At 53.9% G+C, this 19199-nt stretch carries 18 protein-coding genes; 6 read left to right on the forward strand and 12 right to left on the reverse strand.

The features are described 5' to 3' along the window. Nucleotides 1–22: 22 nt before the first annotated feature. Nucleotides 23–640, reverse strand: a complete 618-nt coding sequence (locus HP572_RS17130; protein ID WP_205554972.1) for a LysE family translocator — start codon at nucleotides 638–640, stop codon at nucleotides 23–25. A 250-nt stretch (nucleotides 641–890) separates the two neighbouring features. Here HP572_RS17130 and HP572_RS17135 point away from each other — a divergent pair, with 250 nt between their 5' ends. After that, entirely contained in the window at nucleotides 891–1775 is an 885-nt protein-coding gene (locus tag HP572_RS17135; protein WP_205554973.1) for a LysR substrate-binding domain-containing protein, read from the forward strand. Between the two features lie 18 nt (nucleotides 1776–1793). After that, complete coding sequence (locus HP572_RS17140; protein WP_240583837.1) at nucleotides 1794–2960, forward strand: MFS transporter; 1167 nt, start codon at nucleotides 1794–1796, stop codon at nucleotides 2958–2960. 69 nt (nucleotides 2961–3029) lie between these two features. Here the strand turns inward: HP572_RS17140 and HP572_RS17145 are convergent, their stop codons facing one another. From HP572_RS17145 to HP572_RS17155, 3 genes are read right to left on the reverse strand one after another with little or no spacing between them, the layout of a single operon-like run. Continuing rightward, nucleotides 3030–3848 carry an ABC transporter ATP-binding protein gene (locus tag HP572_RS17145; protein ID WP_240583838.1) on the reverse strand — a complete coding sequence of 273 codons (819 nt, stop codon included), beginning with the start codon at nucleotides 3846–3848 and terminating at the stop codon, nucleotides 3030–3032. Next, complete coding sequence (locus HP572_RS17150) at nucleotides 3845–4609, reverse strand: ABC transporter permease (protein ID WP_039283646.1); 765 nt, start codon at nucleotides 4607–4609, stop codon at nucleotides 3845–3847. Before HP572_RS17150 ends, HP572_RS17145 begins: the two co-directional genes overlap by 4 nt. Nucleotides 4610–4624: 15 nt before the next feature. Next, the gene (locus HP572_RS17155) at nucleotides 4625–5644 is read right to left on the reverse strand and encodes an ABC transporter substrate-binding protein (RefSeq protein WP_240583839.1); all 1020 of its coding nucleotides are present in this window, start codon (nucleotides 5642–5644) and stop codon (nucleotides 4625–4627) included. Between the two features lie 336 nt (nucleotides 5645–5980). Here HP572_RS17155 and HP572_RS17160 point away from each other — a divergent pair, with 336 nt between their 5' ends. The 3 genes from HP572_RS17160 (at nucleotide 5981) to HP572_RS17170 (ending at nucleotide 8358) form a co-directional block, all read left to right on the forward strand. Then, entirely contained in the window at nucleotides 5981–7639 is a 1659-nt protein-coding gene (locus tag HP572_RS17160; protein WP_240583840.1) for a DUF1963 domain-containing protein, read from the forward strand. Nucleotides 7640–7823: 184 nt separating this feature from the next. Next, on the forward strand, nucleotides 7824–8060 hold the full coding sequence (locus HP572_RS17165) for a hypothetical protein (RefSeq protein WP_039317656.1): 237 nt from the start codon (nucleotides 7824–7826) through the stop codon (nucleotides 8058–8060). Beyond that, nucleotides 8029–8358: a type II toxin-antitoxin system RelE/ParE family toxin gene (locus HP572_RS17170; protein WP_240583841.1), complete on the forward strand. Its 330-nt coding sequence runs from the start codon at nucleotides 8029–8031 to the stop codon at nucleotides 8356–8358. The genes HP572_RS17165 and HP572_RS17170 overlap by 32 nt, the downstream gene beginning before the upstream one ends. Before the next feature lie 124 nt (nucleotides 8359–8482). On the opposite strand, the gene HP572_RS17175 is transcribed toward HP572_RS17170, so the two are convergent. Then, a complete protein-coding gene (locus HP572_RS17175) occupies nucleotides 8483–9178 on the reverse strand; it encodes a YjjG family noncanonical pyrimidine nucleotidase (RefSeq protein ID WP_240583842.1) in 696 nt (231 codons plus the stop codon). Further along, nucleotides 9175–10314, reverse strand: a complete 1140-nt coding sequence (locus tag HP572_RS17180) for an MFS transporter (protein ID WP_240583843.1) — start codon at nucleotides 10312–10314, stop codon at nucleotides 9175–9177. Before HP572_RS17180 ends, HP572_RS17175 begins: the two co-directional genes overlap by 4 nt. A gap of 261 nt (nucleotides 10315–10575) precedes the next feature. Here HP572_RS17180 and HP572_RS17185 point away from each other — a divergent pair, with 261 nt between their 5' ends. Beyond that, complete coding sequence (locus tag HP572_RS17185) at nucleotides 10576–11184, forward strand: hypothetical protein (protein WP_240583844.1); 609 nt, start codon at nucleotides 10576–10578, stop codon at nucleotides 11182–11184. Nucleotides 11185–11412: 228 nt separating this feature from the next. Here the strand turns inward: HP572_RS17185 and HP572_RS17190 are convergent, their stop codons facing one another. The 6 genes from HP572_RS17190 to HP572_RS17215 all read right to left on the reverse strand — a co-directional run bounded on the left by HP572_RS17190 (nucleotide 11413) and on the right by HP572_RS17215 (nucleotide 19190). After that, the gene (locus tag HP572_RS17190) at nucleotides 11413–12039 is read right to left on the reverse strand and encodes a superoxide dismutase (protein WP_240583845.1); all 627 of its coding nucleotides are present in this window, start codon (nucleotides 12037–12039) and stop codon (nucleotides 11413–11415) included. A 225-nt stretch (nucleotides 12040–12264) separates the two neighbouring features. Continuing rightward, nucleotides 12265–13776 carry an efflux transporter outer membrane subunit gene (locus tag HP572_RS17195; protein WP_240583846.1) on the reverse strand — a complete coding sequence of 504 codons (1512 nt, stop codon included), beginning with the start codon at nucleotides 13774–13776 and terminating at the stop codon, nucleotides 12265–12267. Then, complete coding sequence (locus tag HP572_RS17200; protein ID WP_240583847.1) at nucleotides 13769–16846, reverse strand: efflux RND transporter permease subunit; 3078 nt, start codon at nucleotides 16844–16846, stop codon at nucleotides 13769–13771. The genes HP572_RS17195 and HP572_RS17200 overlap by 8 nt, the downstream gene beginning before the upstream one ends. Further along, on the reverse strand, nucleotides 16843–17988 hold the full coding sequence (locus HP572_RS17205) for an efflux RND transporter periplasmic adaptor subunit (RefSeq protein WP_240583848.1): 1146 nt from the start codon (nucleotides 17986–17988) through the stop codon (nucleotides 16843–16845). Before HP572_RS17205 ends, HP572_RS17200 begins: the two co-directional genes overlap by 4 nt. A gap of 329 nt (nucleotides 17989–18317) precedes the next feature. After that, nucleotides 18318–18785: a redox-sensitive transcriptional activator SoxR gene (soxR, locus tag HP572_RS17210; RefSeq protein WP_205554985.1), complete on the reverse strand. Its 468-nt coding sequence runs from the start codon at nucleotides 18783–18785 to the stop codon at nucleotides 18318–18320. 90 nt (nucleotides 18786–18875) lie between these two features. Next, nucleotides 18876–19190 (reverse strand): helix-turn-helix transcriptional regulator, encoded by a 315-nt coding sequence (locus HP572_RS17215; protein ID WP_240583849.1) that lies wholly within the window; start codon nucleotides 19188–19190, stop codon nucleotides 18876–18878. Between the last annotated feature and the right edge of the window lie 9 nt (nucleotides 19191–19199).

The raw sequence follows: 19199 nt of genomic DNA on the forward strand, positions 1-19199 counted from the left end.
TGATCCGATGTATTCCCCCTCATCAGAGGGTAATTTTGGTGAACGCCAGAGATGCACCTAACGCAATCAGGGCAACACCGATACCTTTGTCGACCCAATGTTGACGATCGATGAGTCGGCGGCGCATAGCTGGCGCGGCAAAAAACAGCGCAACAATACTGAACCAGACCCAGTGCGCCACCGACATGAATAACCCGTAGCCAAAATTATGGCTCATTGGGCTACCGGGCTGTACGACCTGGGTATAGGTGGCGACGACAAACAGCATGGTTTTTGGGTTAAGCGCGTTGGTGAGAAAGCCCATGCGAAACGCAGCAAGCGATGACGGCGCATTACCGGACGCTTCTTCTAATGTTATTTTTGTTTTATTGGTTAATGACTTATACCCCAGATAAATCAGGTATGACGCTCCCAGAACTTTCATCGCCATAAATAGCATCGGAGAGTTCACAATGAATACCGCGATGCCAAAAACGGTATACATCACGTGGATCTGGACGCCGCAGGCAATGCCAAACGCACTGAGTAAACCGGCGCGCGAGCCAAAGGCGTAGCTGTTGCGAGTCACCATAGCAAAATCAGGCCCCGGACTGATCACCGCCAAAATGGTGATCGTCGCGACGGCAATTAACTCATTCATTAACGTTTTCCTTGTTCGGCAAGCCATCACTTTCACGATGATTTTGCACAGATGGGTAACAGACAGGCTAAAGGAAGAATGCAAAAATCACTGACGCAATACGGCTAGCAAAGATGCGACCTTTACAATATTTCCTCATTATTTAGGCCATTAGGCCTTTTAAACCTGAAGACAGTGTGATTATTCAGCGTTTGCATGTGGCAAAAAAGCGATTTATCTTGGTATAAATCTGTCAAATTTCATCGTGTATATGAAAATTCCCTCGTTAGCCTCTTTTCGCTTCTTTGAAGCGGCCGCACAAACCGGTAGCTTTGTTAAAGCCGCCGAGTCCCTGCACGTCACGCATGGTGCCGTCAGCAGGCAGATCAGATTGTTGGAAGAGGCGCTGGGGGTTGAGCTATTTGAACGACGCAACCGCGCGATCTTTTTAAACGCGGCGGGCCGTTCTTTGCATACGGTCACGCAGTCTGTCTTCGAGCAGCTCGAAGGCGCGGTCTATCGGCTACAGCAAGGTGCGCAGGATGACGTACTGACGCTGTCATGCGAGCCCACGATTGCCATGAAATGGCTGATTCCGCGGCTACCGGCTTTTAATCAGGCGAATCCCGATATCAAACTTCATCTGGTGGCTGCGGGCGGGCCGATTGATTTTGTGCGTAGCGGCGTTGACCTCGCGCTGCGGCGTGACGATTTTCACTGGGACCCACAAACGCATGGGGTAAAGGTGTGTGACGAATGGATGGGGCCGGTAAGTCGCGACAAAGCCGATCGCAAGGACAGTCTGGAGGGAATGCGTTTGCTCTATACCGGAACGCGTCCGAAAGCGTGGGCAACCTGGCAACGACAGACGCATGTGTCACTCAAAGGCAGTACCAGAGCGGACTATGAACACTTTTATCTGTGTATTCAGGCGGCCGTATCGGGATTAGGCATGGCAATGGCGTCTTTCCTGATGGTGCAGGACGAAATTGCAAACGGGCAACTGCATGCACCGTATGGATTTGCGCGGGAGGGTTCTGCTTATTATCTGTTATCGCCCATCCCCCTTGAGCAAAATGAAAAGTACGTACGATTTCATACCTGGCTAATGCAGGAAGTGTCCACCTGCCTTTCTGGGGTTGAAAATGCTTGTTAAAATCGCACTGGAAAGACAATGACAGCACAGTCCCGTGAAGCCAACTTCACGACAATCAACATGATTATCGCCGCCTCACTCGTGGGCTTGGTTACGGGCTACACGCTGCCGCTAATCAGCCTGAAGCTGGCCGAGCTCGGGCACAGCACCGCGACACTCGGTATTCTGGCAGCTCTTCCGGCAGCGGGGATGATGCTATCCTCTTTCGTTACGCCGTGGCTCAGCCGTCGCCTGCATGCCAGCTATCTGTTATCCGGCAGCCTGATCATTCTGGCGGCATCAACCGTTGCCTCGTTCCAGCTATCACACCCTGTTTCGCTTATTTTTCCTCGCCTGTTAACCGGGCTCGCCTCGGGGGTTTTGGTGGTGTTGGGAGAAACCTGGGTCACCAGCCGGGCATCAGACAAACACAAAGCGACGCTGACGGGGCTGTATGCCGCCGTTTTCACCGGGTGTCAGCTGATAGGGCCGCTGCTCATTGCCGCTGGCGAGTCGATGCAAACCTATGCGCTATGGCTGATTTGCGCGATATCCGCCGCGTGTGCGTTCATGCTGAGGAACTGTGCCACAATGGTTCAGGCAGATGAATCGTCCTCAGCGTCTTATCGGGATCTTATTCCTTTTCTCCCGGCAATCGCTTCTGGCGTGCTCTGCTTCTCCTTCTTCGATGCCAGTATCCTTTCGCTCTTTCCGCTTTACGGCATGGAACAGGGCTTGGACGAAAAATCTGCGATCTTGCTGGTCACACTCATCTTTCTGGGCGATGCCGTCTTTCAGACGCCGATTGGCTGGCTGGCAGACAAATGCGGCATCATCAAAACCCACATCGGCTGCGGCATCCTTTTCTGTGTGATGCTGGTCTTGATCACCTTCTCGTTCTCCTCCCCTTCACTTCTGGTGCCCGTCTGTATTGTACTGGGCGCAGCGGCTGGCGGGCTTTACACGCTGTCTCTGGTTCGGGCGGGTCAGAAATTTGCCGGTCAGCGGCTGATTGTGATGAATTCACTTCTGGGGCTGGTGTGGTCGGCTGGCAGTATCAGCGGGCCACTCTTCTCTGGTGCCGCCATCACGTTTTACGGCTACGACGGCCTCATCGCCATCTTGCTGCTAACCGGCGTACTGTTTGTCGGCATACAAGGCGTATTAAGAAAAGAACGCGTATCGCGCTCGTTGGGTGAAGAGTGAATGTATAAATCTGGCTCACCAAGCTGTAGCGGGCTTGGTGAGCCAGAAATAGATACGCCAGATAGGCACTTATGCAGCCATTTCGCGTTTGAACACCTCCAGCGTGTGTGCCTTGACGCGAATAAACTCAGGATCGCTCATCGCCTCCGCACCGCGCGGGCGCGCCAAGTTGAACGGAACAATCTCCGACACCGTCGTTGGCCGGCGCGTCAGCAGCAGGATTTCGTCCGCCAGAAATACCGCATCTTCTAAATCGTGTGACACGATGACCATCGTCACGCCAGTCGCCACCTGAACTTCTTGCAGCTTGTCACGGATGAACAGCGTCATTTCAAAATCCAGCGCGGAGAACGGCTCATCCAAAAACATCACCTCCGGCCCCGTCGCCAGCGCCCGCATGATACATACCGTCTGCTGCTGTCCACCTGAAAGCTCATACGGATAACGCTGAAGATCGAAGCGAATATCAAACATTGCGATCAACTCATCCATGCGCGTCTGAACGTCCTGCTTGCGCATGCCGCTGCGCACCAGCGGGTAAGCAATATTCTTCCAGGCGCTCATCCAGGGGAAAAGCGCATCACGATAGTTTTGAAACACATACCCGATTCTAGTTTCTGACAACGTTTTGCCATCAAACAGGATATCGCCGCTATCGACGGGAATCAGCCCGGCAATCATGTTCATCAGCGTCGATTTACCGCAGCCGTTTGGCCCGAAAATAGACACGATTTTGCCACGCGGTAAATCCAGATTCAGGTCGGTATAAAGCGGCTGATCCGCAAACGACTTGTTCAAGCCGCGAATGGTAACGTGGGTGTTCGGTGCCGGATAAGGCGGAAAAGCGGTATCCGGTTTTTCCATTTGCGCTGTATGAGATGTCATCATGCTTTGCCACTCCAGTGAACAATTCGTTTCTCTACCACTAAAAATAGGACGTTAAGCAGATATCCCAGTGCGCCCGTAATCAGAATTGAAGCGTACATATCCCGAATATTGAACACCTGCTGGGCATCAATGATGCGGTGCCCCAGCCCTGTTTCCGAGCCAATAAACATCTCCGCGACAATGACGATCACCAACGCCATCGACACCCCCGTGCGCAGGCCGACAAAGGTTTGCGCCAGACTTTCCAGCAGCATGATGTCTTTAAAAATATGCCAGCGGGAAATCCCCATGACCTGCGCCGCCATCAGACGGGTTTTCTTTGCATTCATCACGCCATAGGCGCTGTTGAACAGAATCACCAGCACAGCGGCAAAGGCCGAAATGGCAATCTTATTCGCATCGGTTATCCCGAAAATCAGCAAAAATAGCGGAATCAGCGCCGATGATGGCGTAGAACGAAAGAAGTCGATCAAGAACTCCAGGCTGCGGTAGATCTTTTCGTTGCTACCTAAAATGATGCCAAGCGGCACGCCAATCAGAGCAGCAAAACCAAACGCCACCAGCGTACGGTATAGCGTCGCACCGATATCGGTACGCATGCTGGCATCCGCGAAAGACTGGAACATATAACCCAGCGTCTCGACAGGCGATGGCAATAAAATAGGGTTCAGCCATTTCGCACTGACGGCCAATTGCCAAAAGAGAAACAGTAAAATCGGGCCGACAGCGGGTAATAATTTAGACGTCCAATGCTGGCGCATAATCGAGCTCCTCCCTTAAGGCTGATAAATCAGGCTGCTGACATCCACCGGCTGCCGGAAGATTTTTCTTTCGGTGAACACGTCATAAAACTTCTGGAACCACGCCAGATTGTCGCCTTTTAGCTCGTCGTACATGACAAACCCCGGCAGCGGCACTTCTTTACTCAGTTCGGCCTCAATGCTGGTGTAACCCGTGATGTGATCGCGAGCGGCTTCTGGATTCTGCTGGATAAACTGCACCGATTTGGCATAGGCCTGCGTGAAGCGCTTTGCATCCGCCGCACGACTTTCGATAAAACCGCTATTTAACGCCGCCGCACCACCAAACCACGGCGCATCGGGGTTACCAAGCACATAGCGTGAGATCACGCCGGTTTCCAGCGTACGCGACAGCCCTTTCAGACGGCCGACGGTTCCCGTCGGTTCCAGAGTATAAACACCGTCAATCTGACCCGCCGCCAGCGCAGCAACATGTTGCCCAACCGGCAATTCCGTCACGCGCAGCTCGTCCGCCGTAAAGCCATTTTTCTCCAGAATGATTTTGGTCATCACCACATTCTGAATACCCGGCCCACAGGCGATACGCTTGCCTTTCAGCTCCGCGATACTTTTTACATCGCTGTTTAACGGCACCAGAAATTCATCTAATACCATCCGATGATTAGAAGGATTCGAGCAAATGATCTTGAACAGGCCGGGTGAGGTAATCGCTCCTAATCCCAATGCGCCGGTGGCCGTACCGTTGGCGCATCCGTGTATGCGGCCCGTGATCATCCCCTCGACAATCTGTTGCGGGCTGGCGAACTTCACCGCTCGCACATTCAACCCTGCCTCTTTGAAAAAGCCCCGCTCAACGCCCACATATAAAGGCAAGCCGCCCACAATCGGCCAGTAACCAATGCGGATTTCTTCCCCTTCGGCAGCAAAAGCCATTCCTGGCAGCAAGCTGCTTAGCGTCAGCGCGCCTGCGCTAACCGCTGACCACTTCATCAACTGCCTGCGTTTACGATCGATCTTGTCATTGTTATTTTTCATTGTATTCCCCCTTCAACGGTGAGCTAACAACAGCCGATAACCACCAGCCTGAAAAAACCGATCAGGTCGATTGCCTGAGTCGCACCATCTTGTACACAAGATGGTATGTAAGACTAAGCACAGGCCGTGCCATGTTTATTAGCACCATAAAACCCCAGCAAACACGCCGTTCAGGCTGCGTTAACGCACCAAAAAAAAGCAAAACGTTACAAAAATGCATTGCGAGTGATGCAGAGTGACTCGCCGTCAGCACATCGCCTTCTTGCTGATGCAGACAAATGTGGCATCATAAAAAATCCATCAGAGGCGATATGCTTTTCTACGTTAGGGATTGTCATGACAATCATGCACACGGATGTTTTATCTATAGATTTCCCCTCAACTTTCACGTCCGTTGAGCAGATAGGACAAGGGGGACTCGGCCAGTACGCCACTGACGATGGCGTCGTTGCGCTAAACATTTACCCGGTGAGTGGGGAACTGCTGCATAAAGTAGAAACGGGGCAGGTAGAGCGATATCGCACTTTCTGCGGTAAAAGCTATGGCAAACTCACCTGGCTTGAGGAAAAGACGTTAACCCTCGAAAACGACAGCGCATTGTTCATGACGGCTGAAGGGATTTACGGCTTCGCCTACGTGTTCGCGTTTATCCGCTTAACGGACACGGTTTGCCTTTTCGCTGGGGGCTACTGCCCGCAGGATCGGCGACAAGAACATTTCAAAACCCTGGAAACCGCGCTGCGCAGCCTGCGGATTGTCACCACAACCCCAGAGATGGCATTGATCCTCCATAGACAAGCATTAGGGGAAGAAGAAGCGGTGGCCAACGCCATTCAGGAAAACAAGGTAGAAATAAAGCAGGAAGAGACAACCGAGACGCCAACCTTTACCCCTATGCCCGTAGATCCAGCCTTGCACCCGCTGCTGGCAGAGCATTCTCCGTTACGGCGGCACCTTGTGGATGCGCTGCTCTCGGCGGATGCCATCGCCCCCATAGCCTACGCCGTGGCTGGCACCTTACGCAGTAGTATCGATTTCTATCATGGCGCAGAGGACGAGCAGACAGCGCTGGGCAATCATCGGCTGGGCGGTCTGCCAGATTTACCTGTCGATATTCCCTATCCTTGCGTCAGCGTCCCCGAAGACACCTTGCTCGAATACGAGGAATGCTGGCAAGAAGGTGAAGACGAAAAAGACGTGTGCATTTTCCCTTGGGACGACGTCACGCAGAGCTATCGTGTACCGCTGGAATTTATTGCACAGGTAGACTGCCGCGCTTTGGCACCGTTGCAAGATTATTTACCGCGCGAAGGCACGTTATTCTTCTTTCTGGAATGTGGAAGCAGCCCTGTAACAACCCGAGGGAAAGTCATCTATGTACAGGACTCCGCACATCTGTGCAGCGGCACACGCTTTGCCGACCTGGCCTTCAATGACGAGAAGACGCTCGGACAGAAGCCCGCATTCAAACTACACCCGAGAACCAGCGTCGCCGTCCCCAGCTTCTACGCATTGCACCAAAATCCTCATCTTGGATCCATACTCTGCTCACGCCTGAGTCTGGAACAGCAGGCCGAGCTGGACAATGATGTATACGACGATGCGCTGTCTCGGCTTGGCTTTGCCCAATATTACGCCTGGCAGTTACGGCAACTGGGGGCATTCAATCTGCTGCCTGACAGCAAAACGACGGAAGAGCAACTCGCCTGGATGATCGACAGGGAGATGCTGCCATCAGACTTTTCGCCTGATGCCCCATTGCCCGAGTATCAGGGCATTGCCCGAATCAACGGCTGTGGCTTCAGCCAGCATGAATTACCCGAGTTGCAGGCAGCACAGAAGTTAGGCGGCGAAGCGCAGGACTGGCTGGTACTGTTTCAGGTCTGTCTGGACGGACAATTTCAGTGGGATGACGGCATGCTGAATTTCATCATTCATCGTACCGACCTCGCAGCCCTACGCTTCGACCGCGTATTTCTGGTCTGTGACTACTGATTGAGAGCATTTAGTAAAACAATCGCAGAGACAAAACATACCCATGTTGCGGGCTGCCGCAAGAAAAAAAGTTGCACATTGCGACAATTTGTCGCAAACTAAAATCTGTAGTGCGTCGAAAGGTGACGTATCATCAAAACCATCACTAAGAGGCTGTGGTGACTACATAGTGGAGTACCAAAATATGGCAACAAGCATCCGCCTGGATGATGATTTTGTTGAAGAGGTGAAAGTGCATGCTGAGGCAATGAGCCGAAGTGTGCCAAAGCAAATAGAGTACTGGGCTAAAATTGGCCGTATTGCTGAGGATAACCCTGAATTGCCTTTTTCCTTCATCAACGAAATCTTGCTGGCGAAATCAGAAATCGACAATGGAAGAATGACGAAATATGTGCGCAGAAGAGACCGAGAAAAATCTTGAGATATATCAGTCACGCCGTTTTGAGAAAAAATTTGCCTCTCTGACAGAACAAGAACAGAAAACCGTCGATGAGCAGATTGAACTTATCATTGACGAACCTGAGATTGGTGAGCGAAAAAAAGGTGATCTGAATTATCTTTGGGTACATAAATTTTATATGAGTAACCAGCAATATCTCCTGAGTTATAGCTGGGTTGACGCTAAACTTGAAATATATTTATTGAGCCTCGGTTCACATGAAAATTTCTATGATGATCAAAAGCGTCACAGAAAAGCCGACTTAAAGCTTATTAAGTAACGAGTCTCAGATGCTCTTTTTATCTTAAGCGGTTTTCTTGTTCAGGAAATGACTAAGTAGAGTGCGACGACAACCCAAAGCGAATTAATCGTGGTGATTGTCGTCGATGTGGCGTGGTACAGGCTTAAGACTTGGCACTGATCTGCGTGAAGACAGCTTGCAGGGTTGCGGCTTCATAGGTTGGCGCAATGTCCGAATCGTTGGCAGCTCCACCTGCGTTGAACCAGCAGCTGTCGATGCCGTAGAGGTTCGCTCCAAGGATATCGGCATCGAGCCTGTCGCCCACGATGATCGCTTCGGCTTTTTTGAACGAGCTGAACTTGCTGGCGGAGAACTCGAAGAAACGCGCATCCGGCTTGGCGAATCCGCAGGCCTCAGAGGTAGCGACAAACGTGAGCCAATCCGCCAGACCCGAGTTCGCCACCCGCTTCGCCTGCACATGCTCAATACCGTTGGTAATAATGCCAACTTCACCAATCTCGGCAAGCGCTTCACAGATCTGAACCGCGCCATCTACCAGCACCACGGTCTCAGGCAGGCACTCCAGATAGAGGTTGCTCGCTTTGTGGGGATCGATATCGATGCCATGAAGGGAAAACGTGCGCCGAAATCGTTCTACTTTCAGGAGATCCTTGGAGATTTCCCCCTTCTCAAACTCGCTCCATAGCTGAGAATTCTCGCGCTGATAGTCTGCGAACAGGGTCGTATTCTCAATATCGACGCCAAGGTTCGTCAGCGTACGCGCAAACGAAAGGCGCTCAGAGGCTTTGAAGTCCAACAGCGTGTCGTCAAGGTCAAACAGGAAGTGGCGGTATTTCATAATTGTTGGTTACTCTGCATCAAGGAATCATTTCTGACGGAGACGGACTGCGCTGGCTTAACGGCCGTCAGCGCACGGTTAACCCCCAGAAGTACGACGAGGAATGATAGCGTCAATAGCCCGATCATCACCCACGGAAACGCGCCCGGGCCTGCGCTGCTGAGGAGCAATCCTCCAATGACGCCCCCTGAGGCCACCGCAGTGTTCCACGATGTGGTAGACATCGACTGTGCAACGTCCACGGCATCAGAAGAAAGGTGAGTCATTGCCGTTTGCGTGACGACGGAGAATCCCCCAAAAGAGACGCCCCACATAAAGACGGCCAGAATCAGAATGACCTGTACATCGGACCAAAGGCCCAGAAGGAGCGTCGCCGCGGCGAATAAGAACACCTCGGCAGGACCGAGACGCTTAAGATTTCCATCGACGATAATCCCTGACAGCACGAGGCCAAAGACCGCACCCGCTCCGAAAATGAACAACACACCATTGAGCCAGTCCCCCATGGCCGAAGCCACGAGGAAAGGCTCGATGTAAATATACAGAATATTGTGCGTGACGATGTAGGTGAGGATCAGCGCAAGCGTCGCCCCGACGCCACGCTTGGCGGCAACCTGAGGCAGCGATAGCCGTTTATCGGCTGATTCACCCGGAAAATCGGGAGCAAAAAGCGCGATCCAGACCACAAGAAGCACCGCAATAACCGACACGAGTCCAAATGCGCCCTGCCAGCCGATGACTGAACCGAGAAGGCCGCCAATCGGTACGCCGAGAACCAGCGCGGCCGTAGATCCCGCACCGACAATGGCGATTGCACGCCCGAGTAACCACCGGGGAACCATACGGGAGGCGTACCCAGCCAGCATCGACCAGACCACGCCACCGAACAGGCCTGCAACAAAGCGGGCAGCCAGTGATAAAACGTAGTTGTCTGAAAAGGCGGTCACCGCATTCACGACGGCAAATCCGCTAATCGCGATGAGCAGCAAGGGCTTGCGCCGCATGCCGCGCGTCAGCGCCGTAGCAGGAATCGCAGATAACAGCGCCCCCAGAGCAAACGCGGTAATGAACTGGCCGGCCAGACTTTCAGAGACATCAAGACCCGTCGCGATCGAACTGAGGAGCCCTGCCGGCATGATCTCAGTCAGTAAGGTCAGAAACGCGGCTGTCGCAAGTGCGAGGAGCTTTAACACGGGGAGAGACGGGGTTTGGATTCGATTTGCACTCAAAATAATTATTTACCTGTAACACTGGCCTGTCGTAACACACGGAATGTAGTAACAAACGGAATAGTAGTAACACACTAAATTTGGCCATCTGAACAGAGATGATACCATCACATTCTTATACAAACAGGTAACATTGTGCTCAGAGGCGCAATACGCGGTGGGCAAACAATGTTGGAAATCTCTTTCTTTACTCTCTTTATCAGGTATCTAAAAGCATCGACCGTTCAGCACCCAGACATTTTTGGTCTTAAGGATTTTTCGCCGACAGAACTGGTTTCTCAAGGATACGAGTTAGTCGGCGATCCGACTGATTTTCATTTTTATGAGAAGGACTATGTTGTTGGCTACCATAATAAAAAGCTGAATATTGTTTTTAAACGCTATTTTTATCTCGATGAAAATGCCGGAAGCGGTTTCTCTATAGGACGGGGAGCGAGCCTTATTTCTCTTTTGAAATGCTATAAGGCCGTTTGTTTAGTCAATGGGATTGCTGAACCTGTTTTTGATTTTTATTTTTCAGAGGATAAGAAAGAAGGAGCCGTTATAGTCAGGGGCTCCGTCGTCGTTCGCTTTAATCAATGGAGTACAAAAGGACAATATTCGATTGTCACTATTGAGAGCGATTTTAGTGAATCAGCATTATTTAGCCAGGTTTCAACCAATGCGGTTAAAAGCACCCTGCATGCTTATGACTATCGTCTACTGCTCTCAAAATCAGCTTCCAGAAGCGAACTTAATGCGTTAAGTCGGCTAGCTAAATTTCTTTCGCTTTGTTGACCGATTAGGAAAGTTAGCTCCCCATTTATTATTATCGAACTCGTTAATTTAATAACGGCATGGAGAATAATTCATAAAAGCCTAAGACCGGAAAGTAGAATAGGAATTATTACATAAACAGAGATACATGCTTTTCTCAACTGTACATAATATTGGCAACGTATAATAAAACACAAATTAAACGCCAAAAGCGAACTGCCAGCAAAAATGCTTCGCTGGCAGCCTCACTCACTTGGTGGCGTTTTCGTAGCGTCGAGCCACTTCCTGCCAGTTGATGATGGAGAAGAACGCTGAGATATAGTCAGGGCGGCGGTTCTGATAATTCAGGTAATAAGCATGCTCCCAAACATCCAGCCCCAGAATCGGGGTGCCGCCTGACAGGCCAGCGAAGTCCCCCATCAGAGGGTTATCCTGATTCGCGCTGCTCTCGACAAGCAATTTGCCATCGCGCCTCACCGTCAGCCACGCCCAGCCGCTGCCAAAACGGGTCTGCGCCGCCTTAGTGAAGCTGTCTTTGAAAGCCTCATACCCACCCAGATCGCTGTCGATGGCCTGAGCCAGTTTTCCTTCGGGCTTGCCTCCCTGTGCACTTAACACGGTCCAGAACAGCGAGTGATTCGCGTGCCCTCCGCCATTGTTACGCACGGCGACTCGAATGTTTTCCGGTAGCGCCGCGATATCGGCGATCAGCACCTCCACAGGTACCTGCTGGTCGCCCGCATCGGCCACCGCGTTGTTGAGATTGGTCACGTAGGTCTGATGATGCTTAGAGTAATGGATCTCCATCATGCGGGCGTCGAAATGGGGTTCCAGCGCATCAAATGCATAGGGAAGAGAAGGTAAGACGTAAGACATAGGAAACTCTCCAATAGGGGAAAAAATCAGCTAATACGACGGCTTGCCGTCGCTGCACCACATCGTCATGACAAGTGCATCTGTGTTTATACAACCTCAACTTAACTTAAGGTCAATCCTCTTATTCAACTATTTTTCGGAAAGTGAGCGAAGCGATGCTCCTCTGATTTCAGCGAGGCAAAAGCAACCCGGCCAATCAAGGCCGGGCGCTCTTTTCAACGTGCGTCATCGACTCGCTATGCTTGCATAAGCCAGATTGCTGCCGGTTTGCCCCCTACCCTGCGCAGGCACATCGCCTCGCCAACTGCCGCCTAAGGTACGAAAGAGCGTTGCCAGCGCGATCTGTCTCTGGGTTTCTATCTGGACGAGTGTCATCTGGCTGGCAAAATCGTTACGTTGCGCGTCGAGCAGCCGCAGATGATCATCGGAACCGCTGCGGTAACGGTCTTCCGCAAGCTGCAGCGCCCGAGAGCTTGATTGGGCGAACGCACGCTGCGCTTGTTCTTCTCGGCGCAAGGTGTCGGTCGCCGCAAGCGCATCCGATACCTCACGGAATGCCACCTGAATCGCCTGCTGATAATCGGCAATGGCGATGTCCTTCCGTACAAGAGACAGATCCAGATTAGCCCGGTTGCGCCCGCCATCGAAGATCGGCAGCGTGATCTGCGGTGCGAAGGACCACGCCCGCTGACCAGACTCAAACAGGTTGGACAGTTCAGAACTCGAACTGCCGAACAGACCAGTCAGGGAAATACGTGGGAAGAACGCGGCGCGAGCAGCACCGATGCTGGCATTGCGCGCCTGCAACCGATGCTCTGCGGCACGAATATCCGGCCTCTGCTCTAGCAGGTCCGACGGCGTCCCCGGTGCAAGCGCCTGCACCAACAGAGTCCCTGTACCTGAGGACGCAGGCAGATGTGGCCGTACATCGTTCACTCCAACCAACAGTGCCAGCGCATTGTTTGCCTGACGGAATTCACGATCGATACGTTCCAAATCTGCACGCACCTGCTGGGTCTGACCCAGACTCTCCTGATAGTCCAACTCGTTGGCTGCGCCAAGCGCACGGCGCTGATCAATCAGCCTGAGTGACGCTTCGCGCGCCTCAAGGATGCGCGTGGCGAGCAGATAGCGCCGCTGCGCACTATCGCGCGTCAGGTAGGCCTGTATAACCTCGCTAACCAGACTGATCTGCGCGCTACGTGCAGCTTCCTCAGTTGCCAGATACTCCTGCATAGCCGCTTCGGAGAGATTGCGAACGCGCCCGAATAGATCCAGTTCGAAGGAAGTCAGCCCCACACCGGCCTGATAGTTGCTCTGCACCGATGAAGCACCCGGCGTACGAAGATCTTCAGGGATGCGCTGACGCATGCCGCTTCCGTCAATCTGGGCACCCGGTAATCGATCGGCACGCTGCACACGGTACTGCGCACGCGCCGCGTCAACGTTAAGCAGAGTCTGGCGCAAGTCGCGGTTGTTGTTCAACGCAAGCGTAATCAGCCCACGCAGCCCATCGTCAGTGACAAAGGCTTGCCAGTCCAGTGCGCGGGTGGCTAAAGCGTTTTGCTTGCTCGACGTACCGGCGTTGCTTCCCTCAACGCCATCACTCCACTGAGAGGGAATCGGCGCAGCAGGCCGTTGGTTCACAGGTGCCAGGGAGCAGCCTGATAGCAGCAGCGCCGTCGCCAACGCCGTCAGAACAGGCCTTACGTAAACGTTACGTGGAGGATTACGCATGTTTAGAAACCTCATCATTCAGTTCACGCTCACGTTCGGAGGCGGCAGACGCACGGTGGTCACGCGCCAGCAGGGTATAAATCGTTGGCAGAACAAATAGCGTAAACAGCGTGCCAATCATCAGGCCAGCTACCACCACAATACCGATAGAGTAGCGGCTGGCAGCACCAGCTCCGCCAGCGAACAGCAGCGGAATGAGGCCAGCGACCATGGCAGCCGTGGTCATCAGCACCGGCCGCATACGGATCATGGCCGCCTTGTGCATGGCTTCCATCGGGCTGAGGCCTTCATGCTTCTGGATGTCATTCGCGAAGGAAACCATCAGAATGCCGTGCTTGGATATCAGGCCGATCAGCGTCACCAGTCCGATCTGGGTATAAATGTTCATGGTGGCAAACCCGAGCCACAGCGGCAGCAGCGCGCCACAGATGGCAAGCGGCACCGTCACCAGAATCACTAACGGATCGCGGAAACTCTCGTACTGCGCAGCCAGTACCAGAAAGATAACGATCAGCGCGAAGCCAAACGAGACAATCAGGCGATTGCCTTCCTTGACGAACTGGCGGCTATCAGAGAGCCAGTCTACCTGCGTACCCGGTGGCAAAGGCTGCGCTTTCAGAAAATCGACAGCCTGTCCCATCGTGACACCCGGCAACAGCACGCCCGAAAGCGTCACGGCGTTCATCTGGTTAAACTGCGGCAGACGGTTGGCCTGTGGCTGCACTTGCACATCGACCACGGTGGACAGCGGTACCAGACGGCCCGATTCGGCACGCACGTAGTAGCCCGTCAAGTCGCCCGGCGCGCGGCGTTTATCCTGCGGAACCTGCGCGATGACATCGTAGGAACGATCAAACCAGTTGAAGCGGTTGATGTAGTTCTCGCCGACGAGCACCGCCAGCGTATCCGCCACGGCACTCATCGTGACGCCCATTTCACCCGCTTTAGCCGCGTTGATAGTCAGGCGAGCCTGCGGACTGTCAAAAGCCAGATCGCTGTCGACAAATGCGAACAGACCGCTGCCCCATGCCGCCCCCTTGATGTTTTCAAGCACGCCATATAATTCGGTGAAATTTGCGGGTGAACGGAGAACCATTTGTACGGGCAAGCCGTCGCTGCCAGCAGGTAAAGGCGCGGGCTGGAAAGCGGTAACAAAGGAGCTGGTAATGCCGCCACTACGTGCATTCAGCGAGCCCTCGACCTGATTTGCCGTCATCTGCCGCTCTTCCCAAGGCTTAAGCACAACGCCGCCAAACCCCGCATTCTGGCCGTTATAGCCATTGACCATGAAACTGCCCTGATAGTCAGGAAGCGAACGAAAGATGCTTTCGACCGCCACCCCAGTCCGCTCGGTGTAACTCACGTTGGCGTACTGAGGTGACTTGGTCTGCACGAACACGTAGCCCTGATCCTCGCCCGGTGCCAGCTCGCGCTGTACCCCCATGAACAGAACAACAATGCCACCCAGTACTGCCACACAGACCATCATCACTGCCGCGCGGGCATGCAGTACGTAGCCCAAAAGACGGCCATAGCGCACGGCCAGATTGTGCATCGTGCGTTCGACAGCCTTGGCCATGCGGCCCTCAGACATCTGCGAGTTGAGCATGTAGCTGCTCATCATGGGCGACAGCGTCAAGGCAATCACGCCAGAGACAATCACCGAGCAAGCCAGCGTGAAAGCAAACTCTTTAAAGAGCGCACCGGTGATGCCTCCCATCATACCAATGGGCGCATAGACAGCTGCCAGCGTGACCGTCATGCCGATGACGGGCCATACGATCTCACGCGCGCCCACGATAGCCGCCTTGCCCGGCGACAGCCCTTCCTCAATATGTCGATGGATGTTCTCCACCACCACAATGGCATCGTCCACCACCAACCCGATGGCCAGCACCATCGCCAGCAGGGTCAACAGATTGATCGAGAAACCAAAAGCCAGCATCAGTGAGGCTGTGCCGACGAGCGACAGCGGAATGGTGACAATGGGAATGAGAACGGCGCGGAAAGTCCCCAGAAACAGGAAGATCACCACCACCACGATGACAACCGCCTCCAGCAAGGTCTTCATGACTTCATCGATCGCCGCATTGACGAAGCGCGCAGTATCGAAGTTATTGACCACCTTCAAGCCAGGAGGCGCGGCACGCTGCAAATCAGGCAGTAACGCGTCAACACCAGCCACGATCTCTAGCGGATTACCATCAGGCGTCGGCGAGATGGCGATGGCTACCGCACGCGCACCATCGTTCAAAAAACTGCTGTCGTAGTTCTGACCACCCAGTTCGACGGTGGCGATATCGCCGACGCGTACAACACCGTTGTCTCCACGTTTGATCACCAGATCGCGAAAGTCCTGCACGCTACGCATGTCAGTAGCCGCCGTGATCGGAATCAGGTTGTCACGGCCACGTAGCGCACCGGGTGCGGCCTGCACGTTATTTTCACGCAGCGCCGCGGCCAGATCGCTGGCGGTCATCCCCCGGGCGGCCAGTTTGATCGGATCGACCCAGAGGCGCATTGCGATAGTTTGCCCACCACTCGTCTCCGCTGACGCGACGCCCGGCACCGAAGTGATCTGCGGCTGTACCACGCGGTTGATGAAGTCCGTAATCTCGGGAATGCTCTGCTGATCGCTGACGAAGGACAGATACTGCACCGCCGACACGCCGTCAGTGATCTTCTTGATCTCTGGATCGTATACGCCTTCGGGCAAGCGGTACTTCACCTGCTGCACCTTGGCCAGCACTTCGGTCATGGACCGATCCGCATCCGCATTGAGAACCAGTTTTGCCTTGATCTCGCTGCGCCCCAGCGTGGACGTTGAACTCAGATATTCGATGCCGTTAGCGCTGGCAATCGCCTGAGCGATAGGTGTGGTGACGAAGCCCTGCATCACATCCTGCGAGGCTCCGGGGAAATTGGTCGTGACAACAATCGTCGCGCTTTCCATCGCCGGATACTGACGCATCGGTAACGAGAACAGCGCTGCGAGACCGATCAACAGAATGAGTGTACTCAGCGTGATCGACAGGATCGGCCGTTTGATGAACAGATCGGTAAACTTCATGGCTGACCCCCAGTGGCCGGAGCCCCCTCGGCAACAGGCTTATCCACCACGCGCAGATCGGCGCCCGGACGTACCCGCAGTTGACCTTCCGTGATCACAACATCGCCAGCTTTCAGCCCACTAGCAATCACCACCGTATCGCCAATGCGCCGCCCTACCGTAATCGGGACGATCTCAGCCTTGCCAGTCTTCTCAGGCGTGAGCCCGCGCACGACGGCGGCAGCATCGCCTGAGGCAGAAGTCATTACGGCTGAGACAGGCAGCGTCAACGCATCGGGCTCAGCCGGTAACATCACGTCCACCGTCGCGTACATGCCCGGCTGCAACGTGCGCCCTTGGTTGTCCACTTCTGCCTGAATGGAAGCATTGCGCGTATCTCGCCCCACTTGTGGCTCAATGGCGCTGATGGTGGCCTGCACTGGCGCAACCCCAGCCGTGTCGATGCGCACCTGTACTGTCTGCCCCACCTTCACTCTCGCCAGCTCTTGCTGGGGGATGTCAAAATTGGCATACAACTGGCTTGGATCGGTCAATGTCACGGCGACATCGCCGGGGTTGAGATACTGCCCCAGATCGATACGGCGTAAACCGAGCTCTCCGTCAAACGGCGCGCGTATACGCTTTTGACGGATACGTGCTTCTAGCTGCTGAACTTGCGCCGCAGTCTGGTCACGCTCAGCTTGACGTTGCTGCAACATCTCCCGAGACGTAGCGCCCGTCCGAGCCAGTTCACTCGCCCGAGTGAGCTGACCCTGAGCGAAACCAGCAGAGGCTTTGGCCGCAGCCAAATCGGCCTGCTCGGTCGCATCATCCAGCTGTACCAACACCGTTCCCGCTTTGACCCGCTGACCGGGCTCAAATGAAATGGCGGCGACGCGCCCAGCCACCTCAGCCGACAGCATCACCTGACGAACCGCACGCAGTTCACCCAAGCCTTCCAGGCTTACTGGTGCAGCCTGCGTGTGCAGCGTCGTCGCCACCACATCAATCGGCCCTCCGCCTGCCCAGCCTCCCTGACTTTGGCGCGCAGACCGCCAATACCATAGGCTGGTGGCAATCAGGGTGACCACAACACCTGCGATGACGATAGTATTGAATCCAGATGGCTTGCGGGCAGGACTGCCCGGCGATGGCTCACTCATTTTGCTGCTCTCCACATAACGTTACGACGTATAGGCATCAGGCATTCGTTGACCCATACAGCCTCACCATCGAAACGTGCCATAAATAACAGCCACTTATCGTAGAGAACAGCAGTACACAGACACCGACGCTTGGCGCTCATTCCAAGAAATCGGTGCTTTTATAAAGCCTCAACTTAACTTGAGGTCAAGAGCTTTTGTTCATCGAGAAGGAGGGACAGCAACCGAAGCATCATCGGCGCATAGAAGGGGAAAGACGGCGTGTTTCCTGTCGTACAGCAGTGAGTTCTGGCCTGCCACAAGGTAACCTCATCAGCAGGCCGAGCCGATTAACGCTCAAGTAAATAAGCGCCAGGCCCTTTCTGAGCCAGTTCATCATTGGGGTTACGCAGTGGACAATCCGTCAGCGACAGGCATCCGCATCCGATGCAGCTATCCAGCTCATCACGAAGTCGCTGTAGTTTGGTAATTCGGTCGTTGAGGCTTTGACGCCAGCGGGAAGCAACCACCTTCCACTGCTCGGTACTGACTCGAACAAGCGGCTGATAGTCACCCAATGCTTCATGCACTTCGTCGAGCGGAATCCCGGCACGCTGCGCAACCTTGATGATCGCGATATAGCGCATCACACCGGGCGTATAGCGTCTTTGGTTGCCTGGCGTTCGTATACTGCTGATCAACCCTTTCGATTCGTAGAAATGGAGCGCCGAAACTGCTACGCCAGTACGTTTAGAGACTTCCCCAACGCTCAGCAAACGCGGCAGCCCGGCGTCTTTGCCTTCTGCAACCTTAGACATCGTCAATTCCCCAAGACATGAAGTTAGGTTGAGATTTTATACGGCAGATGGTCACGCGGCAATCAGGGCGGAACGCCCACGCCCATCACTCTATTTTCCACATAGCTCCCCGGTCAACCACTGAATGTAGTCCGCTAAAGCCGCTTCGTTTCTCTGGCAGTACGTCCATTTCTGATAACGTTTTATCGTAATGAAGCCTGCCTGTCGCAACAGATCGACATGCCGGCTGGCGGTCGGCTGGGCGATATGCAATGCATCAGCGATCAGCGTAATACACACACCAAACTCCTGCGGATCGGCTGATGTCTGCCCACTGAAATGCTGCTGTGGATGCTTAAGCAGCCGGAGGATTTCCAGTCGTGGTTCACTGGCTAATGCTTTAACCTGGGTTGATCTCACGCTCATTATCGTATT

This window comes from Pectobacterium sp. PL64 (assembly GCF_022477975.1).
Taxonomy (GTDB): Bacteria; Pseudomonadota; Gammaproteobacteria; order Enterobacterales; family Enterobacteriaceae; genus Pectobacterium; species Pectobacterium jejuense.